This window comes from Burkholderia sp. MBR-1 (assembly GCF_013822785.1).
Lineage (GTDB): Bacteria > Pseudomonadota > Gammaproteobacteria > Burkholderiales > Burkholderiaceae > Burkholderia > Burkholderia vietnamiensis.
In genome coordinates this window covers 3003655-3021808 of sequence record NZ_CP053609.1, presented here as the reverse complement: position 1 = coordinate 3021808, position 18154 = coordinate 3003655, and the positions used below count along the sequence as shown (strand labels likewise).

The following is an 18154-nucleotide window of genomic DNA, read 5'->3' as shown; positions in this document are numbered from 1 at the left end:
TCATTCGTCGCCGCGCTCGCATGCCGGCTGGGCCGGCATCAGCTGCGCGGGCGCGGCGACGGTCTGCACCGGCCGCCCGGCGAGCGCGGCCAGCGCCTGGCGCAGCTGCCAGTCCGCGGCCGTGCCGAATTCGCGCTGCGGCAGCGCCGCGCTCTTCGACATCTCGACCTTCGCGCGCACGCGCGCGTCGCGCAGCTTGCGCCGGGCGTCGCGCACCGTGGCGAACGGATCGGGCGCGAGCCGGTCCGCATACGGCGCACGCGCGAGATCGACCTCGCGGTACCACAGCAGCACGCCGTCGACGTCCGAGTCGCGGCGCGGCGGGACGAGCCAGTCGGGCACGACGCCGTAGCCGTCCATCGGGCAGCCGTTCGGCCGCAGGTTGCGCGCGAACGTCAGATTGAGCCGCGTGCCGTCGATCAGATCGACGCCCGTCTGCGCGAGCCCCTTGCCGTAGGTCGGCATGCCGAGCAGCCGCGCGCGCCCGAGATCGCGCAGCGCGGCCGCGGTCGCTTCGGCCGCCGACGCGCTCTGGCCGTCGACGAGCACGACGAGCGGCACGGTGCGCCACCAGTCGTCGGCCTGCAGCGGCGCGAGCGGATCCTGACCGTGCATCACCGGCAGTTCGTAGTCCGGCCAGTTGGTCGTGATGCGGCGGCGGTTCCTGCCGTCGCGTTCGAGCGTCACCATCGCGGTGCGCTCGCGCCCGGCGAACAGCGCCGTGATGCCGATCGCCGCATTCAGCGCGCCGCCGCCATTGATGCGCAGATCGAGGATCACGCCTTTCACCGGCGGACCATTGCGGCGCGCGGCCTCGACCGCGTCGATGTAGTTGCCGACCGCGGGCTCGGGGAAGCTCGACAGCCGCGTGTACAGGATGTCGCCGGCGAGCCGCTTCGCGCTCGCCGGGTGCGGGCGGACGATCGCGCGCACCGGCGCGACGACGAGCGTCGCCTGCCCGGGGCCGCGCCGTATCGTCAGCTTCAGCGGCACGCCCGCGTCGCCTTTCGCGAGCTTCACGACGTCGGCGCTGTCGAGCCTGACCACGCTCTGGTCGTTCATCGCGACGACGAGATCGTCGGGCCGCACGCCGGCCTTCTCCGCGGGCGCGTCGGGAATCACGTCGATGATGTGCAGGCCGTCGGGCCGCGTCTCGAACACGATGCCGATGCCCGGCGTGCCGTCGCGCGCGCGGCGCTCGTCGTCGAGCTGCTGCCGGCGCTCGGCCGCGTTGAAGAAGCGCGCGTACGGCAGCGTCTTGATCCCGGCGTGCACGGTCGCGTCGAGCAGCGCGCTGATGTCGACGTCGGTCAGATGCTGCTTCTTCAGCACTTCGATTGCCGCTTTCAGTTCGCAGAGCTGCGCTTCCCAGTCGGGCGGACACGGTGAAGGTAGCGGTGCGGCAGCGGGCGCGGGCAGGGCGGTGGTGGCGCCGGCGGGGACGGTTTGCGCGAGCGCCGCGGGCGCCGGTTCGAATGCAAATGCAACGAACACCGCCGCGGTGATCGCACCGGTGCGCGAAGCGGCGACGCGACGAATGGCAGGCTTGACCGGAATCATGAGGAGCGCGGCTTCGGCGAGTGGGGGACGGGGCGGGGCGGTGTCGCGATTGTAGCCGACGCCCGCGCGGCGGCATCGCGATAGGCGACAGGCGGCAAGCGGCAAACCGCATGCCGATAAAAAAAGGCCGGTCCCTGAGGAACCGGCCTTTCGCTACTTCGGAAAGCGGCCGAAAAAGCCGCCGAAAAAGCCCCCAAACGCCGCGCCGCTCAAACCTGCGCGCCCGCGTTCGGATCGTCCGGATCGTGGGCCGTCTTCTTTTCCTTGACGAGGTCTTCGCGCTTGATGCCGAGCCACATCGCGAGCGAGCCCGCGACGAACACCGACGAGTAGATGCCGAACATGATGCCGACCGTCAGCGCGAGTGCGAAGTAGTGCAGCGTCGGGCCGCCGAAGAAGAACATCGACAGCACCATCATTTCCGTCGACGTGTGCGTGATGATCGTACGCGACATGGTGGTCGTGATCGCGTGGTTGATCACTTCCTGCACGCTCATCTTGCGTTCGCGGCGGAACGTCTCGCGGATCCGGTCGAAGATGACCACCGATTCGTTGACCGAGTAGCCGAGCACCGCGAGGATCGCCGCGAGCACCGCCAGCGAGAACTCCCACTGGAAGAACGCGAAGAAGCCGAGAATGATCACGACGTCGTGCAGGTTGGCGATGATGCCGGCGACCGCGTACTTCCATTCGAACCGGAACGACAGGTAGATCACGATGCCGATCACGACGCACGCGAGCGCGAGCAGCCCGTCGGTCGCGAGCTCGCGGCCGACCTGCGGGCCGACGAACTCGACGCGCTGCAGCGTCACGTCGGGGCTCTGCGCCTTCAGCGCGGCCATCACCTGGTCGCTCTGCTGCGCGGACGTGAGACCTTGCTTGAGCTGCAGGCGGATCAGCACGTTGCGCGACGTGCCGAAGTTCTGCACCTGCGCATCGGCGTAGCCGAGCTTGCCGAGCGTGTCGCGCACGGGTTCGAGCTGCGCGGCCTGCTGGTACTGGACCTCGATCACCGTGCCGCCGGTGAATTCGACGGACAGGTGCAGCCCTCGGTGGAACAGGAAGAACACGGCGGCGATGAACGTGACCAGCGAGATCACGTTGAACACCAGCGCGTGCCGCATGAACGGAATGTCTTTACGGATGCGGAAAAATTCCATGGCTTCGTCTCCGGCGCCTTATTGGGTCGAGCCCGGTTTCTTCGGCGGCACGCCTGGCTGCGCGCGGTTGCGCAGCTGCGGCTTGCCGGCGCGCGGCCCATTGCCTTTCGCGGGCGCGGCGAGCTTCGCGGCGCGCGCGGTGTCGGTCGATTCGTCGGCTGCCGCGAACGTCGCGCCGGCCGCCGCGCCTTCCGGCTTCCACACCTGGCCGATCGCGAGCGACTTCAGCTTCTTGCGGCCGCCGTACCAGAGGTTGACGATCCCGCGCGAGAAGAACACCGCGGAGAACATCGACGTCAGGATGCCGAGGCAGTGCACGATCGCGAACGCGCGCACCGGGCCCGAGCCGAACGCGAGCAGCGCGAGGCCGGCGATCAGCGTCGTCACGTTGGAGTCGAGAATCGTCGCCCAGGCGTGCGCGTAGCCCGACTGGATCGCGAGCTGCGGCGGCTGGCCGGCGCGCAGTTCTTCACGCACGCGCTCGTTGATCAGCACGTTCGAGTCGATCGCCATGCCGAGCGCGAGCGCGATTGCCGCGATGCCCGGCAGCGTCAGCGTCGCCTGCATCAGCGACAGCACCGCGACGAGCAGCAGCAGGTTCACCGACAGGCCGATCACCGAGATCACGCCGAACAGCATGTAGTACGCGACCATGAACACGGCGATCGCGCAGAAGCCCCAGATCACCGAGTGGACGCCCATCTTGATGTTGTCCGCGCCGAGGCTCGGGCCGATCGTGCGTTCTTCGATGATGTCCATCGGTGCGGCGAGCGAGCCGGCGCGCAGCAGCAGCGCGAGGTCGGCCGCGGCCTGCGGCGTCGGCTGGCCGGTGATCTGGAAGCGGTCGCCGAGTTCGGACTGGATCGTCGCGACCGTCAGCACTTCGCCCTTGCCCTTCTCGAACAGCACCATCGCCATCGGCTTGCCGATGTTCTCGCGCGACACCGCGCGCACCGAGCGGCCGCCCGCCGAGTCGAGACGGATGTTGACCGACGGACGCTGGTGTTCGTCGAAGCCGGCCGACGCGTCGATGATGCGGTCGCCGGTGAAGATCACGTCCTTCTTCAGCAGCACGGGCGCCTGGTTGCCCTGCGTGAACAGTTCCTCGCCCGGCGGCACCGGGTCGTTCGGGTTCGGGTGCGTGTTGATCGGATCGGCGAGGCGCGCCTCGAGCGTCGCGGTGCGGCCGATGATGTCCTTCGCCTTCGCGGTGTCCTGCACGCCCGGCAGCTCGACGACGATGCGGTCGCTGCCTTGCTGCTGCAGGATCGGCTCGGACACGCCGAGCTCGTTCACGCGATTGTGCAGCGTGGTCAGGTTCTGCTTGAGCGCGGCGTCCTCGACGGACTTCTGCACGGCCGGCGTGAAGGTGCCGACCACCTGCGTGCCGCCGCCGCCCGGCTGGGTCGCCCATTGCAGTTCGGTGATCGACGCGGCGAGCGCCTTGAGCGCGTCTTCGGCCGTCTGCGCGTCGCTGAAATTCACGACGACGGACTGATCGACGCGGCTCACGCCGCCGTCGCGGATGTTCTTGTCGCGCAGCAAGGCGCGCGCGTCGGTCGCGTCGGAGTCGAGCTTCTTCGTCAGCGCGCCGGTCATGTCGACCTGCAGCAGGAAGTGGACGCCGCCGCGCAGGTCGAGGCCGAGGTACATCGGCAGCGCGTGGATGGCCGTCAGCCAGCGCGGCGACGCGCTCTGCAGGTTCAGCGCGACGACGTACTGCGGATCGTTCGGGTCGGTATTCAGCGACTTCTGCAGCAGGTCCTTGACGCGCAGCTGCGTATCGGTGTCCTTCAGGCGCACGCGGATGTTCGCGTTGGTCGCCGTGTTCTCGAAGGTCACGTCGTCCGGCTTGATCTGTGCGGACGCGAGCGCGGCTTCGACCTGGCTCAGCGTGGCCGAGTCGAGCTTGACCGTGGCCTTGCCGCTCGACACCTGCACCGCCGGCGCTTCGCCGAAGAAGTTGGGCAATGTGTACAGAAAGCCGATGGCGAGCGCCACGACCATCACGACATATTTCCAGATTGGATAACGATTCATGAGGGGGCCGAACGGATGGTTGGCGTGAAAGCGTCGCGTCCGGCGCCGCGCCGGCCCGCGCTGTCAGGCGGGCACGACGCGGGGAGCCGGACGCTCGTTGAAAGCCTTACAGCGACTTGATCGTGCCCTTCGGCAGAATGGTCGTGACCGCAGACTTCTGCACGGTGATTTCGGTGCCTTCGGCGATCTCGACGCCGATGTAGCCTTCGGAAACCTTCGTCACCTTGCCGACGAGGCCGCCGCTCGTGACGACTTCGTCGCCCTTCGCCATGGCCGCGAGCATGTTGCGGTGCTCCTTCTGGCGCTTCATCTGCGGACGGATCATGATGAAGTACAGCACCGCGAACATCAGGATGAGCGGCAGGAAGCTCATCAGGCTCGATTCGGCGCCACCGGCACCTTGCGCGAAGGCATTGGAAATGAACGGCACGTTGGTCTCTCCGTAGGGGAAGATCGAAAAATAAGCCGGTTATTCTACCACCGGCCCCAAGCGCAAACGGCGCAGCAAATGCGCTTTCGGATCAAGCTGTTAAAGCACGAACCGGCACCGCTGTCGCGCGTCTGGAAAGCTGATTGTAATATTCGCCCGCCGCGACTGCCGGTTGCGGCGGGCGAGACGGGTTGCGATACGGGTTGCGATACGGGCCGCGATACGGGCGGCCGGCAGGCCGCGCGAATGCACGGCCGGCGCGCCGTCCGTTCAGTCGACCCCGGTCGCGCGATCCTGCGCGAAGCGCTGGCGGAACGCGTCGAACGTATGCGTTTCGATCGCTTCGCGAATCTCGCTCATCAGCTGCAGGTAGTAGTGCAGGTTGTGGATCGTGTTCAGCTGCGCGCCGAGGATTTCGCCGACGCGATGCAGATGGTGCAGATAGCCGCGCGAGAAGTTCCGGCACGTGTAGCAGCTGCAGGTCGGATCGAGCGGCTTCAGCGAATTCTTGTGCGTCGCGTTGCGGATCTTCACGTCGCCGAAGCGCGTGAACAGCCAGCCGTTGCGCGCGTTGCGGGTCGGCATCACGCAGTCGAACATGTCGATGCCGTTCGCGACGCCGTCGACCAGGTCTTCCGGCGTGCCGACGCCCATCAGGTAGTGCGGCTTGTCGGCCGGCAGCTTCGGGCCGACGTGCCGGAGCACGCGCATCATGTCTTCCTTCGGCTCGCCGACCGACAGCCCGCCGATCGCGAGGCCGTGAAAGCCGAGCTCCGACAGGCCCGCGAGCGATTCGTCGCGCAGGTCCTCGAACATCCCGCCCTGGACGATCCCGAACAGCGCGTTCGGATTGCCGAGCCGGTCGAATTCGTCGAGCGAGCGCTTCGCCCAGCGCAGCGACATGCGCATCGAATCGGCCGCTTCCTTGTGCGTGGTCGGCACGCCGTTGGTCGCGTACGGCGTGCACTCGTCGAACTGCATGACGATGTCGGAGTTCAGCACCTTCTGGATCTGCATCGACACTTCCGGCGACAGGAACAGCTTGTCGCCGTTGATCGGCGACGCGAACGTGACGCCGTCCTCGGTGATCTTGCGCAGGTCGCCGAGCGAGAACACCTGGAAGCCGCCCGAGTCGGTCAGGATCGGTTTGTTCCAGCCCATGAAGCGGTGCAGCCCGCCGTGCGCGTCGATGGTGTCGAGGCCGGGGCGCAGCCACAGGTGGAAGGTGTTGCCGAGGATGATCTGCGCGTTGATCTCGTGCAGCTCGCGCGGCTGGATCGCCTTGACCGTGCCGTACGTGCCGACCGGCATGAAGATCGGCGTCTCGACCACGCCGTGGTTGAGCTTGACGCGGCCGCGGCGCGCGTGGCCGTCGGTGGTCAGCAGCTCGAATTCGAGCCCGTTGGCCGGGCGTTCGTGCACGTCGGCGCTCGCGTGCGTGTCGTGGGATGAACCTTCGGTCATCGCGTGATTCTCCTTGCTACCGGAAAACAGTCCGGCGCATGTTGCGAAACGCCGCCCGGAAAGGGCGGCGGGAAAAAAGCGGTCGCGGCGGCGCGTGGCGCGCGCGGCGGTGAAACAGCGGTGAAACGGCGGTGAAGCGATGGCGAAGCGGCCGCGCTTACGCGTGCTCCGGCGTGTCGCGCCGTGTGAGCAGCATCGCGTCGCCGTAGCTGAAGAACCGGTAGCGCTCGTCGATCGCGTGCCGGTACGCGGCGCGGATCGTCTCGACGCCCGCGAACGCGGACACCAGCATCAGCAGCGTCGATTTCGGCAGGTGGAAGTTCGTCACCAGCCGGTCGACGACGCGAAAACGGTAGCCGGGCGTGATGAAGATGTCGGTTTCGTCCTGGGTCGCCGCGAGCGGCCGGCCGGCCGCTTCGGCGCTGCGCGCCGCGGCTTCGAGCGCGCGCATCGACGTCGTGCCGACCGCGATCACGTTGCCGCCGCGCGCGCGGGTCGCGGCGATCTTGTCGACCAGCGACTGCGGCAGGTCGTACCACTCGCTGTGCATCCGGTGCTCGGCGATGTTTTCGACGCGCACCGGCTGGAACGTGCCGGCGCCCACGTGCAGCGTGAGCGTCGCGCGCTCGACGCCCATCGCGTCGAGCTTCTCCAGCAGCGGCTGGTCGAAATGGAGGCCGGCCGTCGGTGCGGCGACCGCGCCCGGGTTGCTCGCATAGACGGTCTGATAGCGCGTCTCGTCGGTCGCGTCGGCGTCGTGCTCGATGTACGGCGGCAGCGGCAGCCGGCCGTACTGCTCGATCAGCGTGAGGCACGGCTGCGGGAAGTGCAGCGTGAAGAACGGCTCGACGCGTTCGCCGACCGTCACGTCGAACGCGTCGGCCAGCCGCAGCGTCGTGCCGGCGCCCGGCGACTTGCTCGCGCGGATCTGCGCGAGCGCCGTGTGCGTGCCGGTCACGCGCTCGACCAGCACCTCGATCTTGCCGCCGCTGGCCTTCTGGCCGAAGAAGCGCGCCTTCAGCACCTTGGTATCGTTGAACACGAGCAGGTCGCCGCGCGCGATGCACGACGGCAGCTCGGCGAAGCGGCGATCGACGAGGCGCGCGGGCGCCACGGTGCCGTCGACCTCGAGCAGGCGGCTCGCGGTGCGCTCGGGCAGCGCGGTTTGGGCAATCAGCTCGGGCGGCAGATTGAAATCGAAATCGGAGAGCGTGAACATGCGGGCTGGTTCGGAACGGCCGGCGGGCGCCGCCGACAGGGCGGAAATGCGTGAATGGCGCGCGCGAGCCGCTATGATGGCGGGGTCCGCGGCCTGGCCGGCGTCGTTCGTTCGGACGACGTGAAAGCCGCTATTGTACTTGCCTTGTGAAGCACCCTGACGATCCGATGCCTGTGTCACCACGCCGTAGCGCCGCCACCGTTGCCGATTCAGCCGATCCCGCCGATCCGTTCGACGCGGACGCCGCCGCGTCGCCCGGGCCGGGCGGCCAGCCGGAAGGTGCGCCGGCGCGCCGCGCGAGCCCGCGGCGCCGCGCCGACGGGCGGCTCGCGCAGCCGGCCGCCGCGCAGCAGGCCGATGCCGCAGCGGCCGGCGACGGCGACGGCGACGAAGCCGGCGCGGCCGCCACCGGCGCCGCAGCTCCGAAGCGCAAGAAGAAGCCGGCCGCCGACAAGCCCGTGAAGACGGCCGACAAGCTCGCCAAGCTCGGCCTTACCCGCTCGATCGACCTCGTGCTGCATCTGCCGATGCGCTACGAGGACGAGACCACGCTCACGCCGATCGACGAGCTGCTGCCGGGCGGCATCGCGCAGACCGAAGGCGTCGTGTTCGACAACGAAGTCGCATATCGGCCGCGCCGCCAGCTGGTCGTGAAGATCCGCGACGACGACGGCGCGCAGCTCGTGCTGCGCTTCCTGAATTTCTACGGCTCGCAGGTCAAGCAGATGGCCGTCGGCCAGCGGTTGCGCGTGCGCGGCGACGTGCGCGGTGGCTTCTTCGGGATGGAGATGGTGCATCCGGCCGTGCGCGTGGTGGAAGCCGATGCGCCGCTGCCGCAGGTGCTCACGCCCGTTTATCCGAGCACGGCCGGCGTGTCGCAGGCGTATCTGCGCAAGGCAATCGAAAACGCGGTCGAGCGCACGCCGCTGCCGGAGCTGCTGCCGCCCGAGATCGAGCGCGACTACCTGAAGCCGCTCGGCGTGCCGACGCTCGCGCAGGCCGTGCGCATCCTGCATCACCCCGGCGTCGATTCCGACGAGGCGGCGCTGATGGACGGCTCGCACCCGGCCTGGACGCGCATCAAGTTCGAGGAGCTGCTCGCGCAGCAGCTGTCGCTCAAGCGCGCGCACGAGGAGCGCCGCACGCGCTCGGCGCCGGCGATGCCGCGCCGCGCCGCGGACGACGCCGGCTCGCTGACCACCCGTCTGTACGCGGCGCTGCCGTTCACGCTGACCGGCGCGCAGTCGCGCGTCGTCGACGAGATCGCGCACGACCTGACGCTGCCGCACCCGATGCAGCGCCTGCTGCAGGGCGACGTCGGCAGCGGCAAGACGGTCGTCGCCGCGCTGGCCGCGACGCAGGCGATCGACGCCGGTTACCAGGCCGCGCTGATGGCGCCGACCGAAATCCTCGCGGAACAGCATGCGCGCAAACTGCGCGCATGGCTCGAGCCGCTCGGCGTCTCGGTCGCCTGGCTCGCGGGCAGCCTGAAGGCGAAGGAGAAGCGCGCGGCGATCGAAGCCGCGGCGCTCGGCACCGCGCAGCTCGTGATCGGCACGCACGCGATCATCCAGGACACCGTCGAGTTCGCGCGGCTCGGGCTCGTGATCGTCGACGAGCAGCATCGCTTCGGCGTCGAGCAGCGTCTCGCGCTGCGCGCGAAGGCGGCGAACGCGGCCAACGGCGCGCGCGACTTCCAGCCGCACCAGCTGATGATGTCGGCCACGCCGATCCCTCGCACGCTCGCGATGACGTACTACGCCGATCTCGAAGTGTCGACGATCGACGAGCTCCCGCCGGGCCGCACGCCGGTGCTCACGCGGCTCGTCGCCGACGCGCGGCGCGGCGAGGTGATCGCGCGCGTGCGCGAGGCCGCACTGACCGGGCGTCAGGTCTACTGGGTGTGCCCGCTGATCGAGGAGAGCGAGACGCTGCAGCTGCAGACGGCCGTCGAGACCTACGAGACGCTCGCCGCGGCGCTGCCCGAGCTGAAGGTCGGGCTGGTGCACGGCCGGCTGTCGCCCGCCGACAAGGCGGCCGTGATGGACGCGTTCACGCGCAACGACGTGCAGCTGCTGGTCGCGACGACCGTGATCGAAGTCGGCGTCGACGTGCCGAACGCGTCGCTGATGGTGATCGAGCACGCGGAGCGCTTCGGCCTCGCGCAGCTGCACCAGCTGCGCGGCCGGGTCGGGCGCGGCACCGCGGCGTCGGTGTGCGTGCTGCTGTACTCGGGGCCGCTGTCGCTCGCCGGCCGCGAGCGGCTCAAGACGATGCGCGAGACGACCGACGGCTTCGAGATCGCGCGGCGCGATCTCGAGATCCGCGGACCCGGTGAATTCCTCGGCGCCCGCCAGTCGGGCGCGGCGATGCTGCGCTTCGCGAACCTCGAGACCGACGGCTGGCTGATCGATCCGGCGCGCGACGCGGCGTCGCGGCTGATCGCCGCGTATCCGGACGTGGTCACGCAGCATCTCGCGCGCTGGCTCGGCGCGCGCGAACAGTACCTGAAGGCCTGACTGGTCGGCGCGGGGCCGGATCGAAAAGCACGCGTCGGCCCGGCGCTGACGGCCCGCGATACAGAGAAACTTTGCGAACCGGTGCCGGTAGGTGTATAAATTAAACCTATCGCATGCATATCCCTGATTGACCCACAATGACCCTGACCGAACTGAAATACATCGTCGCGGTGGCGCGCGAGCGGCATTTCGGCCGCGCGGCCGAAGCGTGCTTCGTGAGCCAGCCGACGCTGTCGGTGGCGATCAAGAAGCTGGAAGACGAGCTCAACGTGCAGATCTTCGAGCGCGGCGCGAGCGAAGTGAGCGTGACGCCGATCGGCGACCAGATCGTCACGCAGGCGCAGCGCGTGCTCGAGCAGACCTTCGCGATCAAGGAGATCGCGAAGCAGGGCAAGGACCCGCTGGTCGGCCCGTTCCGGCTCGGCGTGATCTATACGATCGGGCCGTACCTGCTGCCGACGCTCGTCAAGCAGATGATCCAGCGCGTGCCGCAGATGCCGCTGATGCTGCAGGAGAACTACACGCTGAAGCTGCTCGAGCTGCTCAAGCAGGGCGAGATCGACGCGGCCATCATGGCGCTGCCGTTCCCCGAAACGGGCCTGATGGTCCGGCCGCTGTACGACGAGCCGTTCGTGGTCGCGTTGCCGGCCGGCCATCCGTGGGAGAAGCGCGAGGAAATCGACGCCGAGGACCTGAAGCAGGAAACCATGCTGCTGCTCGGCAACGGCCACTGCTTCCGCGATCATGTGCTCGGCGTGTGCCCGGAGCTGATGCGCTTCTCGCAGACGGCCGACGGGATCCAGAAGACCTTCGAAGGCTCGTCGCTCGAGACGATCCGCCATATGGTCGCGAGCGGCGTCGGCATCACGGTGCTGCCGCGGATGTCGGTCGCCGAGATCGGCCCGCGCGCGAACGGCCCCGACGCCGAGTTGCTGTCGTACGTGCCGTTCCACGAACCGGTGCCGGACCGTCGCGTCGTGCTCGTGTGGCGCAAGAGCTTCACGCGGATGCCGGCGATCGACGCGATCAGCGAGGCGATCGCCGCCTGCGAGCTGCCGGGCGTCGCGAAGCTCGACATGCCGGCGACGATGAACTGAGCACACGTGGCGTACGCCGTGCGCCGGCCGATCAACGGGGCTCCGAGGCCCCGTTTATTTTTTCCTATCGCATAGATACAAGTTATCAAATTCAAAATGTCGATAGATGAAAATAGAATGGTCGACATGGATGCAGCAGGCCGGTCAAACGCGGTCTGCACGCTGGGTGCAAGGGTCAGGGGAGGATGTCATGATGCGATCGGTATTGGAGCACGCGCGGCGGAACATGCCGTTGCGCGATGAAGTCGTCAATCGTGCGCGGGCCGCGGCCCGCAGCCTGGGCCCGCTCGCGTATGCGTATCTCGCGGACCGCGCGTACGGCGGATGAGAGCCGCCGCGCAGGATCGGCGGGCCGGCCGCGCTGCGGCCACGACGCACGACATCCGATAGCAACACAGGTGTACGAGCCTGTTCCGTCTTATCCCCCGCAATGCTTCACTGACCGCGCCACGGCACGTGGGGGCCTACGAGCAAACAATGGAGAAGAAAAGCATGTCGACCGAATCGAAATGTCCGTTCAACCACACGGCGGCCGGCGGCACGTCGAACCATGACTGGTGGCCGAACCGGCTGAACCTCGAGGTCCTGCACCGGCATTCGGCGCTGTCCGATCCGATGGACGCCGAGTTCGACTACGCGCAGGCGTTCAAGCAGCTCGACCTCGCAGCGGTGAAGCGCGAGCTGCATGCGCTGATGACGATGTCGCAGGACTGGTGGCCGGCCGACTTCGGTCACTACGGCGGCCTGTTCGTGCGGATGGCCTGGCATGGCGCGGGCACGTACCGGATCGCCGACGGGCGCGGCGGCGCGGGCGGCGGGCAGCAGCGCTTCGCGCCGCTGAACAGCTGGCCCGACAACGGCAACCTCGACAAGGCGCGCCGCCTGCTGTGGCCGATCAAGCAAAAGTACGGCCGCAACATCTCGTGGGCCGACCTGTTCATCCTGACCGGCAACGTCGCGCTCGAATCGATGGGCTTCAAGACCTTCGGTTACGGCGGCGGCCGTGCCGACACGTGGGAGCCGGACGACGTCTACTGGGGTTCGGAAAAGATCTGGCTGGAACTGAGCGGCGGCCCGAACAGCCGTTACTCGGGCGACCGCGATCTCGAGAATCCGCTCGCGGCCGTGCAGATGGGCCTCATCTACGTGAACCCGGAAGGCCCGGACGGCAAGCCCGATCCGGTGGCGGCCGCGCGCGACATCCGCGACACGTTCGCCCGCATGGCGATGAACGACGAAGAGACGGTCGCGCTGATCGCCGGCGGCCACACGTTCGGCAAGACGCACGGCGCGGGCCCGGCATCGCACGTCGGCGCCGAGCCGGAAGCGGCGGGCATCGAGCAGCAGGGCCTCGGCTGGAAGAGCACTTACGGCTCGGGCAAGGCCGGCGACGCGATCACGAGCGGCCTCGAAGTCACGTGGACGTCGACGCCGACCCAATGGAGCAACGACTTCTTCAAGCACCTGTTCAGCTATGAATGGGAGCTGACCAAGAGCCCGGCCGGCGCGCACCAGTGGGTCGCGAAGGATGCCGAGGCGGTGATTCCCGATGCCTTCGATCCGTCGAAGAAGCATCGCCCGACGATGCTGACGACCGACCTGTCGCTGCGCTTCGATCCGGCCTACGAAAAGATCTCGCGCCGCTTCTACGAGAACCCGGACGAGTTCGCCGACGCGTTTGCGCGTGCGTGGTTCAAGCTCACGCACCGCGACATGGGCCCGCGCTCGCGCTATCTCGGCCCGGAAGTGCCGGCCGAGGAACTGCTGTGGCAGGACCCGATCCCCGCCGTCGACCACCCGCTGATCGATGACGCCGATGCGGCCGCGCTGAAGGCGAAGATCCTCGCGACCGGGCTCACCGTGCCGCAACTCGTGTCGACCGCATGGGCGTCGGCGTCGACGTTCCGCGGCTCGGACAAGCGCGGCGGCGCGAACGGCGCACGCATCCGCCTCGCCCCGCAGAAGGACTGGGCGGTGAACCAGCCGGCGGCGCTCGCGGCGGTCCTCGAGACGCTCGAAGGCGTGCAGAAGGCGTTCAACGACGCGCAGACGGGCGGCAAGAAGGTGTCGCTCGCCGACCTGATCGTGCTGGCCGGTGCGGCCGGCGTCGAACAGGCCGCCAAGCAGGCAGGCGTCGCGGTCACGATGCCGTTCGCCGCGGGCCGGATGGACGCGTCGCAGGAGCAGACGGACGTCGACGCGATGGCCGTGCTCGAGCCGGTCGCCGACGGTTTCCGCAACTACCTGAAGGCCGCGTACAAGACGCCGGCCGAGGCGCTGCTGGTCGACAAGGCGCAGCTGCTGACGCTGACGGCGCCGGAGATGACCGTGCTGATCGGCGGCCTGCGCGTGCTGGGCGCGAACGCGGGCGGCGCGCAGCACGGCGTGTTCACCGATCGTCCGGGCACGCTGTCGAACGACTTCTTCGTGAACCTGCTCGACATGGGCACGGAGTGGAAGCCGGCGTCGGCGGCGAACGACGTGTTCGAAGGGCGCGACCGTGCGAGCGGGCAGCTGAAATGGACCGGCACGCGCGTCGACCTGATCTTCGGCTCGCACTCGCAGCTGCGCGCGCTGGCCGAGGTGTACGGCAGCGCCGACGCGAACGAGAAGTTCGTGCGTGATTTCGTCGCAGCCTGGAACAAGGTGATGAACCTCGACCGCTTCGACCTCGCATGAGCATCGCGACGCGATAGTCCGTCGCGTTGCAACGTGAAGCGGCCGGTCGCACGACCGGCCGTTTTTTCTTCCGATCCACCATCTGGTCTTGTCGAAGGAGAAACGACCATGACGCAAATGATCCTCAACATGCGCGCAGCATATACGCCGGCCGAGCTGGTACGGCGCGTCTTCGGGTTCGCGATCGTCATCGGCGGCGCGGCCGAGCTGGCCACGCAGGCGCTGCACGCGCTCGCGTCGCTCGGGGCGGGACACTGAGCGCAACGATTCGCTCATCGCGCTAGACTGGCAAGTCGCGCCCGGATGCCCGCGACGCGGCATGCGGCATGCGGATTGCGCGCGCTTTCGTCGGTTCAACGTTTCGAACAAGGAGTCTCGAAGATGGCCAAGAAAGGCAACGTCACGCAGATCAACATCGGCATCAGCGACAAGGACCGCAAGAAGATCGCGGACGGCCTGTCGCGTTTGCTCGCCGACACGTTTTCGCTGTACCTGAAGACCCACAACTTCCACTGGAACGTCACGGGTCCGATGTTCAACACGCTGCACCTGATGTTCGAGGAGCAGTACAACGAACTGTGGCTCGCGGTCGATTCGGTCGCCGAGCGCATTCGCACGCTCGGCGTCGTCGCGCCGGGCACGTTCGCCGATTTTGCAAAGCTGTCGTCGGTGCCGGAAGCGAACGGCGTGCCGGCGGCCGAAGAGATGATCCGGCAGCTCGTCGAAGGGCACGAGACCGTCGTGCGCACCGCGCGCGAGATCTTCCCGCTCGCCGATGCGGCGCGCGACGAGCCGACCGCCGACCTGCTGACGCAACGCCTGCAGACGCATGAAAAGACCGCATGGATGCTGCGGTCGCTGCTCGCGTAAGGTGGTGGTGGGGCGCGGGCCGTCGCCGGTCGGGTGCGGTCGTCGCTTGGTGGTCGCGGCGTACGGTCGGTTTCTGTGAAGCCGCGTGCCTACGGTCCGCCCGGTGTGCGTTCGGTAGCGCGCGGTCGGTTGCGTACAGCTAGCAGCGTAACGTCGGCTGCCACGGTCGCTCGCCCATCACCCGCCGCGTACTGCCGGCCGTATAGCGCGCGGCCGGCGTCGTCCGAGGCTTTCGGTTTACCCAGCGCCTACCCGCCGCATGCCGACCGGCCTGCGTCCCTGGATCCGGCCCCGGATTACGGCGCCGTGCCGCAACGGCCCGCGCGGCGCCGCCGACCCGCATCCTGCGGCGGCTCGCCGCCCACCGCGACATGACGCGGACCGCCGCTCGGCTCTAAAATGCCGGGATTCCCTACCCGGTGTTTCGCCATGCTTGCCCGCTTTCCCCTGTATCTGCGGCTCGTCCGGATGGACAAGCCGATCGGCAGCCTGCTGCTGCTGTGGCCGACGCTCAACGCGTTGTGGATCGCGTCGGACGGCCGTCCGCGCTGGCCGCTGGTCGCGATCTTCGCACTCGGCACGCTGCTGATGCGCTCGGCCGGCTGCGCGATGAACGACTATGCCGACCGCGATTTCGATCGTCACGTGAAGCGCACGGCCGATCGGCCGCTGACCTCGGGCAAGATCCGCGCATGGGAGGCCGTCGCGATCGCGGCGGTGCTGTCGTTCGTCGCGTTCCTGCTGATCCTGCCGCTCAATACGCTGACGAAAGAGCTGTCGGTCGTCGCGCTGTTCGTCGCCGGCTCGTATCCGTTCATGAAGCGCTTTTTCGCGATTCCGCAGGCGTACCTCGGCATCGCGTTCGGCTTCGGCATCCCGATGGCATTCGCGGCCGTGCAGGGCACGGTACCGGCGCTCGCGTGGGTGATGCTGGTCGCGAACGTGTTCTGGTCGGTGGCGTACGACACCGAATATGCGATGGTCGACCGCGACGACGACATCAAGATCGGGATCCGCACGTCCGCGCTGACGTTCGGCCGCTTCGACGTCGCGGCCATCATGCTCTGCTATGCGGTGACGCTCGGCATCTACGCATGGATCGGCGCGACGCTCGGCTTCGGGCTCGCGTTCTGGGCCGGCTGGGCCGCGGCGCTCGGCTGCGCGCTGTATCACTACACGCTGATCAAGGACCGCGAGCGGATGCCGTGCTTCGCCGCATTCCGGCACAACAACTGGCTCGGCGGCGTGCTGTTCGCCGGGATCGCCGCGCACTATCTGGTGGCCGGTGCGGCCGGCAACTGAACCGGCGTGAACCGGCCCGAACCGGCCTGAGCCGGCAGGCGCCGCGAAGGCGCGATGCAACAAAAAAGCGGCCGAGGCCGCTTTTTTGTCGGCGCACCGGGAAACCGGCGCAGGCTGCAGCGCTTACGCGCGGCCGAGCTCGTCGCCCATTTCCTGCGCGCGCGCGTGCGCAGCGAGCGCGCCGCGCACGATCGCTTCCTTCACCTGCTGCGCGTCGAACGACGCGAGCGCGGCGGCCGTCGTGCCGCCTTTCGACGTCACGCGCTCGCGCAGCACGCTCGCCGGCTCGCCCGACTGCGCGGCCAGCTGCGCGGCGCCGGCGAACGTCGCGACCGCGAGCGCGCGGCCCTGTTCGTCGTTCAGGCCGAGGCGGCGGGCGGCCTCCTGCAGCGCTTCGATGAAATAGAACACGTAGGCCGGCCCGCTGCCCGAGATCGCGGTGACCGCGTCGAGCTGCACTTCGTCGGCGAACCAGACGATCTCGCCGACCGCGCCGAGCACGCTCGACGCCAGTTCGCGACCGGTCGCGTCGACGCCCGGCAGCGCCGCGAGGCCCGTCACGCCCATGCCGACCAGCGCCGGTGTGTTCGGCATCGTGCGCACGACACGCGTGTAGCCGCCGAGCCAGCGCGCGAGGTCGGCGCCGCGGATGCCGGCCGCGATGCTGATCACCAGCTGCGACTTCAGGTGCGGCGCGAGCGCCTGCGCGACCTCCTTCAGCACCTGCGGCTTCACCGCGAGCACGATCGCGTCGTAATCGGCGAGCGTCGCGTCGACGGCCGCGCCGGTGCGGATCCCGAACTGCTGCGCGGCACGCGCGCGCACGTCCTCGTTGACGTCGATGGCGTACAGGCCGTCGGCGGCGACGCCGCGCTTGACGAGCCCGCCGATCAGGGCCGCGGCCATGTTGCCGCCGCCGATGAATGCGATTTTCATGATGTCGGATTGAGCGAGTGAGTGAACGGAAAGGCGGCGCGGCGCTCAGTGCGAATAGTCGCGCGCGCCGAAGATCGCGGTGCCGACGCGCACGATCGTCGCGCCTTCGAGCACCGCCGCTTCGAGATCCGCGGACATGCCCATCGACAGCGTGTCGAGGGCCAGCCCGTGCGCGCGCAGCGTGTCGAACAGCGCGTGCAGCGCGCGATGCGGCGCGCGTTGCGCATCGGTATCGCCGGCCGGCTCGGGGATCGCCATCAGGCCGCGCAGCCGCAGCGCCGGCAGCGCGGCGACCGCGCGTGCGAGCTCGGCCACGTCGGCCGGCGCGACGCCGCTCTTCGATTCCTCGCCGCTGATGTTGACCTGGATGCACACGTTCAGCGGCGGCAACTGCGGCGGGCGCTGTTCGGACAGGCGTTGCGCGATCTTCAGCCGGTCGACCGAATGAACCCAGTCGAAGCGCTCGGCCACCGCGCGCGTCTTGTTCGACTGCAGCGGCCCGATGAAATGCCATTCGAGCGCGCTGCGCAGGTCGGCGAGCGCGTCGATCTTGTCGATCGATTCCTGGACGTAGTTCTCGCCGAACGCGCGTTGTCCGGCCGCGTGCGCGGCGCGCACGTCGTCGGCGGGGAAGGTCTTCGACACGGCGAGCAGCGAGACGGTCGCGGGATCGCGGCCGGCTGCGCGGGCGGCGTCGGCGATGCGGCGGTGAACGGAGTCGAGGCGGGCGGCGAGATCGGACATGACGGGCACGGAAGCTGGCACTGAAGCGGAGACGGCGCGCTGCGGCACCGCATGCGCCGCAGCAAAGCGCCCATTATACGGACGGCACGCGGACGGACGGCAGGCGGACGGCGCGCCGCGCCGCAGCGTGCCGC

General features: G+C 68.6%; 14 protein-coding genes. 6 read left to right on the top strand and 8 right to left on the bottom strand.

Going from position 1 to position 18154, the window contains the following annotated elements; all coding sequences use genetic code 11:
* The 6 genes from MBR110_RS13950 to queA all read right to left on the bottom strand — a co-directional run bounded on the left by MBR110_RS13950 (position 1) and on the right by queA (position 7873).
* Positions 1-1560 carry a S41 family peptidase gene (locus MBR110_RS13950; RefSeq protein WP_181709098.1) on the bottom strand — a complete coding sequence of 520 codons (1560 nt, stop codon included), beginning with the start codon at positions 1558-1560 and terminating at the stop codon, positions 1-3.
* A gap of 209 nt (positions 1561-1769) precedes the next feature.
* Positions 1770-2720 carry a protein translocase subunit SecF gene (gene secF / locus MBR110_RS13945; RefSeq protein ID WP_011883316.1) on the bottom strand — a complete coding sequence of 317 codons (951 nt, stop codon included), beginning with the start codon at positions 2718-2720 and terminating at the stop codon, positions 1770-1772.
* Positions 2721-2738: 18 nt separating this feature from the next.
* A complete protein-coding gene (secD, locus tag MBR110_RS13940) occupies positions 2739-4760 on the bottom strand; it encodes a protein translocase subunit SecD (RefSeq protein ID WP_011883317.1) in 2022 nt (673 codons plus the stop codon).
* A gap of 106 nt (positions 4761-4866) precedes the next feature.
* A complete protein-coding gene (gene yajC / locus MBR110_RS13935; protein ID WP_011883318.1) occupies positions 4867-5190 on the bottom strand; it encodes a preprotein translocase subunit YajC in 324 nt (107 codons plus the stop codon).
* 270 nt (positions 5191-5460) lie between these two features.
* Positions 5461-6654, bottom strand: coding sequence for a tRNA guanosine(34) transglycosylase Tgt (tgt, locus tag MBR110_RS13930; protein WP_034194442.1), 1194 nt, complete (start codon positions 6652-6654; stop codon positions 5461-5463).
* A 157-nt stretch (positions 6655-6811) separates the two neighbouring features.
* Entirely contained in the window at positions 6812-7873 is a 1062-nt protein-coding gene (queA, locus tag MBR110_RS13925) for a tRNA preQ1(34) S-adenosylmethionine ribosyltransferase-isomerase QueA (RefSeq protein WP_011883320.1), read from the bottom strand.
* 167 nt (positions 7874-8040) lie between these two features.
* Here queA and recG point away from each other — a divergent pair, with 167 nt between their 5' ends.
* The 6 genes from recG to ubiA all read left to right on the top strand — a co-directional run bounded on the left by recG (position 8041) and on the right by ubiA (position 16340).
* Positions 8041-10392 (top strand): ATP-dependent DNA helicase RecG, encoded by a 2352-nt coding sequence (gene recG, locus MBR110_RS13920; RefSeq protein ID WP_175994934.1) that lies wholly within the window; start codon positions 8041-8043, stop codon positions 10390-10392.
* Positions 10393-10529: 137 nt separating this feature from the next.
* The gene (locus MBR110_RS13915; RefSeq protein ID WP_011883322.1) at positions 10530-11489 is read left to right on the top strand and encodes a LysR substrate-binding domain-containing protein; all 960 of its coding nucleotides are present in this window, start codon (positions 10530-10532) and stop codon (positions 11487-11489) included.
* Positions 11490-11981: 492 nt separating this feature from the next.
* A complete protein-coding gene (katG, locus tag MBR110_RS13910) occupies positions 11982-14168 on the top strand; it encodes a catalase/peroxidase HPI (RefSeq protein WP_181709265.1) in 2187 nt (728 codons plus the stop codon).
* A gap of 108 nt (positions 14169-14276) precedes the next feature.
* The gene (locus tag MBR110_RS13905) at positions 14277-14426 is read left to right on the top strand and encodes a hypothetical protein (RefSeq protein ID WP_011883324.1); all 150 of its coding nucleotides are present in this window, start codon (positions 14277-14279) and stop codon (positions 14424-14426) included.
* 123 nt (positions 14427-14549) lie between these two features.
* Positions 14550-15038, top strand: a complete 489-nt coding sequence (gene dpsA, locus MBR110_RS13900; RefSeq protein WP_011883325.1) for a non-specific DNA-binding protein DpsA — start codon at positions 14550-14552, stop codon at positions 15036-15038.
* A gap of 429 nt (positions 15039-15467) precedes the next feature.
* Positions 15468-16340 carry a 4-hydroxybenzoate octaprenyltransferase gene (gene ubiA / locus MBR110_RS13895; protein WP_011883326.1) on the top strand — a complete coding sequence of 291 codons (873 nt, stop codon included), beginning with the start codon at positions 15468-15470 and terminating at the stop codon, positions 16338-16340.
* Positions 16341-16463: 123 nt separating this feature from the next.
* On the opposite strand, the gene proC is transcribed toward ubiA, so the two are convergent.
* Both proC and MBR110_RS13885 read right to left on the bottom strand, forming a co-directional pair.
* On the bottom strand, positions 16464-17276 hold the full coding sequence (proC, locus tag MBR110_RS13890; RefSeq protein ID WP_011883327.1) for a pyrroline-5-carboxylate reductase: 813 nt from the start codon (positions 17274-17276) through the stop codon (positions 16464-16466).
* A gap of 45 nt (positions 17277-17321) precedes the next feature.
* Positions 17322-18020 (bottom strand): YggS family pyridoxal phosphate-dependent enzyme, encoded by a 699-nt coding sequence (locus MBR110_RS13885; protein ID WP_011883328.1) that lies wholly within the window; start codon positions 18018-18020, stop codon positions 17322-17324.
* Positions 18021-18154: the final 134 nt, after the last annotated feature.